The 5,280-nt window shown below is 40.9% G+C and carries 7 protein-coding genes; all 7 read right to left on the bottom strand.

The window, feature by feature from the left end:
• On the bottom strand, positions 1 to 428 hold a 428-nt coding region (locus FC33_RS08250), incomplete at its 3' end, for a helix-turn-helix domain-containing protein (RefSeq protein WP_162257601.1).
• 380 nt (positions 429 to 808) lie between these two features.
• Complete coding sequence (locus FC33_RS08255) at positions 809 to 898, bottom strand: type I toxin-antitoxin system Fst family toxin (RefSeq protein ID WP_146993481.1); 90 nt, start codon at positions 896 to 898, stop codon at positions 809 to 811.
• Positions 899 to 1,229: 331 nt separating this feature from the next.
• Positions 1,230 to 1,583, bottom strand: coding sequence for a helix-turn-helix domain-containing protein (locus FC33_RS00870; protein WP_057826744.1), 354 nt, complete (start codon positions 1,581 to 1,583; stop codon positions 1,230 to 1,232).
• On the bottom strand, positions 1,583 to 1,750 hold the full coding sequence (locus FC33_RS08260) for a hypothetical protein (RefSeq protein ID WP_155519383.1): 168 nt from the start codon (positions 1,748 to 1,750) through the stop codon (positions 1,583 to 1,585). Before FC33_RS08260 ends, FC33_RS00870 begins: the two co-directional genes overlap by 1 nt.
• Before the next feature lies 1 nt (position 1,751).
• Positions 1,752 to 2,765: a hypothetical protein gene (locus FC33_RS00875; RefSeq protein WP_057826745.1), complete on the bottom strand. Its 1,014-nt coding sequence runs from the start codon at positions 2,763 to 2,765 to the stop codon at positions 1,752 to 1,754.
• Positions 2,766 to 3,915: 1,150 nt separating this feature from the next.
• A complete protein-coding gene (locus FC33_RS00880; RefSeq protein WP_057826746.1) occupies positions 3,916 to 4,785 on the bottom strand; it encodes a hypothetical protein in 870 nt (289 codons plus the stop codon).
• On the bottom strand, positions 4,778 to 5,280 hold a 503-nt coding region (locus FC33_RS08355; RefSeq protein ID WP_162257603.1), incomplete at its 5' end, for a hypothetical protein. The genes FC33_RS00880 and FC33_RS08355, both read right to left, overlap by 8 nt.

Genomic DNA, 5,280 nt, shown 5'->3' on the forward strand with positions numbered 1-5,280 from the left:
TGTCCCTGCCCCCCGGGGACAATTTGTCCCTGCCCCCCGGGGACAATTTGTCCCTGGGTGTCAATTTGTCCCTGGGTATTTTTCTTTCCACCAACCAAAGTTGGTTCAAGGTGCGGAACTTCAATTTTTCGATAAACTTTAGGATACGTTACGCCATTAACTGTCACTTCTCCATAATGGCTGTAATCTTCCAAAAAAGGCTCAACTGAAATAAACCCTTTTTTGGACAAAATTTGTAAGGAACGTTTTACCGTTTTAGCTGAAACCCCTGCCGTCTTAGCAATTGTTTCATTGCTTGCAAAGCAGTATCCAAGTTCGTTGTCTGCAAATTTCATTAAAGAAAGCAATATCCAGCGTTCTGACATGCTTAACTTAGCTTTGTTCACCGCCTCGAAAATTGATTTTGATAGCATTAAAAATTTTTGCATAAAAGAAAACCTCCTGTCGCACCGTCTGCAACAGGAGGCTCCAACTTATTTTTTTAAACTCTAGAATTTCAGTAGGTTATATGCTAGAATACAAATCGAACAGTTAATTACGGACTGTTTTTATATATTTCGAAAGTTGGAGTGCTGTTGCCGCAGCGCTTTTTTTTATTACAAAATAAAGTATAGCAGGCGTCCTGACAGCCTGCAACATCACATGACAAGCAATTACATTACTTGTTTAGTACATCTTCGTTTTGAAGATACCTACAAAACTCCTTTTTTCCCTGAACTTTTTGACGTTCAGGGTTTTTTGTATAAAAAAACGCCCAGTAGAGTGCCGAATTCTACTGGACTTCACTCATCGCAAGGTTTTGGCAACCTTAATGCTTGTTAAGCCACCAAGTGAAAAGTGCAACGCCACACCCAACAAGCAACGGTGCAACTACGAATTTGAAGATTACTAATCGCATTGGACTCGCCTCCTTTCGAGGCTAGTTGCCGTTTTTGATTATAACATGCTATAATTTAGGCGAAGATTATTAATCATAAACATTGGACTTAAACCTAACCGGCCGCCTACCAGTTAGGTTTTTTTCAAATTTTTGATGACACAAAAAAGCAATTATTGCTGAAAAAGGCTCGGGATCTAACCGAGCCTTTTTATTTTGTTCTCGTTGTCAGAGTAGCCACCACCACCCTGATTAATTAACTAATTACAGCACATTCACTTTTGTCATCAGCTAATTTCTAAAATCATTGTTTTTTGCTGTTTTCCTGTTGTACGCTAGTGCATTTTTGTCGCTAGCTAACGGCGTCTTGGTCGGAACTGTTTTCCGACCCGAAAAGTGCTAGATTTTCGAAAAAGTCGCACCGCATTAACCGGTACTTGTATTCTCGACCTTTTTCAGTATTGACGGGCTTTCCACGTCTTTTTTTATGTTCTAATTTTTGAACTGAAATAGCTTTTTTCGCTTGTAGATTTTTAATTGCCCGTGCAACCACTCTTTTATCAAGCCCGGTCGTTTCAGCAATCTCCTGATTGCTGTCACAGCAAGCCTCGAGTTTGTTATCGGTATGAGTGATTATGTACATCAGAATTTCAAAATCATTGCCTTTGATGTTTTTCGACCTTGCATAATCGAATAATTGTTGCATTAATCGCACGCCCCCTCGTCTTGTAGACGTTGAATCGTATCTCCGAACCATTTCGTTACGATTTTCTTTTCTTCATCAGTTCCGAATTTGAGGACTCCCATGTAATTTTCGCCGTATTTATCGATAATTTCTCGAATATTTGCCGGCATATCAATGTTTGCACTCATTTTATTCAAAATCTCCTTCCTCAACATAATTCCCGATTACGTCAATTCGGCCGTGGCCTAAATCGTTAGCAACGATCCTGAACGCCGTTTTGTTGCCGTCAACGCCGTTGACAGTAACTTGAGTGTTGTTATACCGGCCCCACCTCGAAAACTCCTCAGAGAGCCTCTCACGCGCATATTCTCGTCGCTGAACATGAAATCGTAATCGGCCACTCACTTTCCCACTGAAAATAAACTCATTTTTTCGATAACTCGCTTCATTTTTGTGAACGAAAACGTCTCGAAAACGCTTTGTATCAATCATTGTTGTTGGAATGTGTTTGACTTGCAACACGTCATACATGCGACGCATTTCGGATTCTAAGTCTTTTCGACATGTTGCAAATCGTGGCCGACCACCTTTCCCGTAAGGAACAAAGCAATAAAGCCGACCCTTGCACTCGAAAAAGCTATTTTTGACAATCGCCGGTTTATTTTTATCAGCGTGGCAAAGCTCACTTTTCCGCAACCCGAACGCCCTGGCCGTATCGATCAATCTTCGATTGTTCGAATACAAAGTGGCGTTCTCTTTTCGCCATTCTTGCGCAGTCTGACGCCGATTATTCATGATTTCGCCCTTATTTTTGGCTTTTAATTGCATATGCCTATCAGGGTTCTGTTTGTTCCAAGTTGTTGCCTTGAACACGTCAGCGTGCGTCCAATGTCCTGTCTGCACCATAACGTGGTTAACCGCTGTTATACCGGCTTTAATTGTCCAAGCCGAATAGCCTTGAGCCTGCATATCCATACAATATTCGCCCAGTTTTTCATGGCTGATGTCTGTTGTATGCGTAACTCCATGCTCCTTGCCCCATTTCGCAAAGCTCGCCACAGCTTTAGTGTGCCGATTTAACGAATTATCCGAATAAATATGTGTGTAGTCAGCGTTAGTTGCTCCATGGTGCGCATTTTGAGCATGTTTTCCAGCTTGCCGTTGCTGGCGAAGTAAATAGCTCATTTGTGTTTTTAAACTCATGTTTTTTTGCCTCCCCTCGATGTTGAGAGACGAATTCTAAGCTCCAGTTCGATTTTTGGCAATATAAATACCCGCCGAAAAAGCCCACAATTCGCCTTTCGACAACGTTTTATCTTCAATTTCTCCGATTTTTCCCAAGTTAAAAATCTAAGGGCTAGATGTCCATACGGACTGAACGCATTTGATGACTGGTGCGTTACCAGTGCGCCCTTTCACGCTATTATGGCTAGCGTTATGCCTTTCCGAACACACCCGGAGGTGCTGTCGGTTAGTGTACAGCGATTATATGGCCTAACCAACACTGTTACGACGAATAAACCTTATCAAATCAGCTAGTGCAGCATTCCAAGTGTGGAACTGATTTGATTTTTTGTTACGATCGAAAAAATTCAAAAAGTTACAGAAAAGAGCTCACACGGCTACGAATAACGGTAGACACACCCCGTGCTAGAATGCCTGTCGTTGTGGCGGGTTCTGTCTCACCACCACCATTCCGTTCAAAAAAAATAATCTCTCGATTTTTTTTTTTGAGACTTCATTCGATTCTCCGAATCAGGGTGTTGAGACAGAACCACCCCTCGCCATTCAGTTGAGCTTTTTCACTCGGCTCGTCCCAAAGCGGTCGTTACTTTCACAAGCTTATCGGCTGGAGCTTGCACCCAGTTCAACATGTTAGTAAGTTTTCAATTCCGTTTTTCATTCGGCTTACAACCCGAAACTCGCTACCGCCTATTTGCCCAACTCGCATTGCAAGTTGCCTTTCGACTACTCCTAACGGATTGCTTACCCTCTTCTCATTCAATCGATTATCAAAAAGAGCTTGCTACCGCCTATTTGCGTTTATTCAACCTTTCGACTACTCCTCCTTTCTGATTTTTCGGTTGAATTTTTGAATAAATAAATTGCGAAATCTACTAACAAACAAGTGTGTCCGACACTCATTCATGTTCCGACGCCTCTTGGTTATTGAGACTTACAGAATGCCTATGCCTTGCAACTTCTGCGCCATTGCTGACTTTTTTTGTTTGCCGATTACCCGACTACGTTGCCACGTTGCTTTTTCTCACAAAAAGCATGCCATATTAGCGATATGGTCGCGATTTTTTTACGAAAAAATCTAAAAACTTCTACAAGTCTATTATAACATAATTTAGCCAAAGAAACGGCCTAAGATCTTATGTTTTCGGCGATATTCCATTCTTTCTTCTCGTTCTTCAAGATAAGTGTTTCGATCATTTTTCCATTTTTCCAAATCAAAATTGTTGAGCCATTCCGACATTGGTTTTTCCAAGTCCCAAGCGCAAATTTCTGTTTGTGGGTCATGTTTTCCGGAATAATCTTCAAGATAAAAATTCAAAATCGGAATTCCATAATTATTTGATACGAAATTGTGTTCAGACATTCCACGTCCGAAGTCAATTCCGTAAGCTTGATTTTGATAGCTAAAGAACAGTACCGGGTCATCGATGTTGTACAACCGGGTTTGAATCTTGTTCTTAATCAGTTTCCAAAAAAGACGAGCAGCATTATCCCAATTCAGAAATTTTTTTCTTTCAAAAGCGGGAATCTCCTTGTCTTTCCAATGTTTTTGCAATTCAGAAAAATCATCAAAGTAATCAACCAAAGGCCGACAATCGTTAAGAACATAGGCCACGTCCTTTTTTCCATCAAGCGTATTAAAGTCATACTCGTATTTGCTCAACACGCCTAAACTTTGCAATGAATACAAAGCATTGTTGAGCTTGACGTAATCGTCGCTTGTCATTTTTCCTTTCGGTTTAGCAACTGATTTGACTTGATTTTCCAACAAAAATGGCGACATGGTAAAGCAAGCGAGCAGGCTAAACCAGTCCTCGCCAACCAAATTGACAAAGTTATCTACTGGAACGTCTTGCCGATTAGCAACAACTAATTTCCCGGTGTCGTCATTAAGATATTTAACAAACTTTTTTCGTCCAATTTTATGAACTTTATCAATTTTGAAATTTTCAAAATAAAACCCGTCAATTAGTTCAGTCATGCTGTTCCTCCCCTTTCTTCTTCTTTTTCGAATCGATCCGTTCCATTAATCGACTTATATCTTGGTCAACTGTTGTCGTTTTATCAACGTTTTTCGCTTTTTTATTCGATTTTTCAGGTTTTTCCTGCGCCCATTCCGGCAATTTTTCATGATAAGGTTTACGGCCTCTAGAATTACTGCGACTGCTATTAGCCTTAGTCTCTTCCGCCTTTTGATAATCTTTCCAACTGGTTATTCCTTTCTTTTTCCAATTTTTGAGAATGCCATAATGATAGGCTACCGGGTCATCGACCCCTTTCTCCTGAGCAATTTTCAGCGCTTGTTTATCAAGTCTGTCGTCGTCTAAAGGTTCAGAAGTCGGCTTGTCCGACTTAGAACCCTTAGACACTTTATTCTTAGTTTTTTTAATCTTAGTCTTTTTCTTCTTAGTCTCTATTGGGGGGACAAATTGTCCCTGCCCCCCGGGGACAATTTGTCCCTGCCCCCCGGGGACAA

This window comes from Ligilactobacillus aviarius subsp. aviarius DSM 20655, assembly GCF_001436315.1.
Classification (GTDB): Bacteria; Bacillota; Bacilli; order Lactobacillales; family Lactobacillaceae; genus Ligilactobacillus; species Ligilactobacillus aviarius.

Excerpts from the sequence above, each read along its gene's own strand:
- FC33_RS00880 (WP_057826746.1), bottom strand. The coding sequence starts at position 4,785 with ATGACTGAACTAATTGACGGGTTTTATTTTGAAAATTTCAAAATTGAT.
- FC33_RS00870 (WP_057826744.1), bottom strand. The coding sequence starts at position 1,583 with ATGCAACAATTATTCGATTATGCAAGGTCGAAAAACATCAAAGGCAAT.
- FC33_RS00875 (WP_057826745.1), bottom strand. The coding sequence starts at position 2,765 with ATGAGTTTAAAAACACAAATGAGCTATTTACTTCGCCAGCAACGGCAA.
- FC33_RS08260 (WP_155519383.1), bottom strand. The coding sequence starts at position 1,750 with ATGAGTGCAAACATTGATATGCCGGCAAATATTCGAGAAATTATCGAT.
- FC33_RS08255 (WP_146993481.1), bottom strand. The coding sequence starts at position 898 with ATGCGATTAGTAATCTTCAAATTCGTAGTTGCACCGTTGCTTGTTGGG.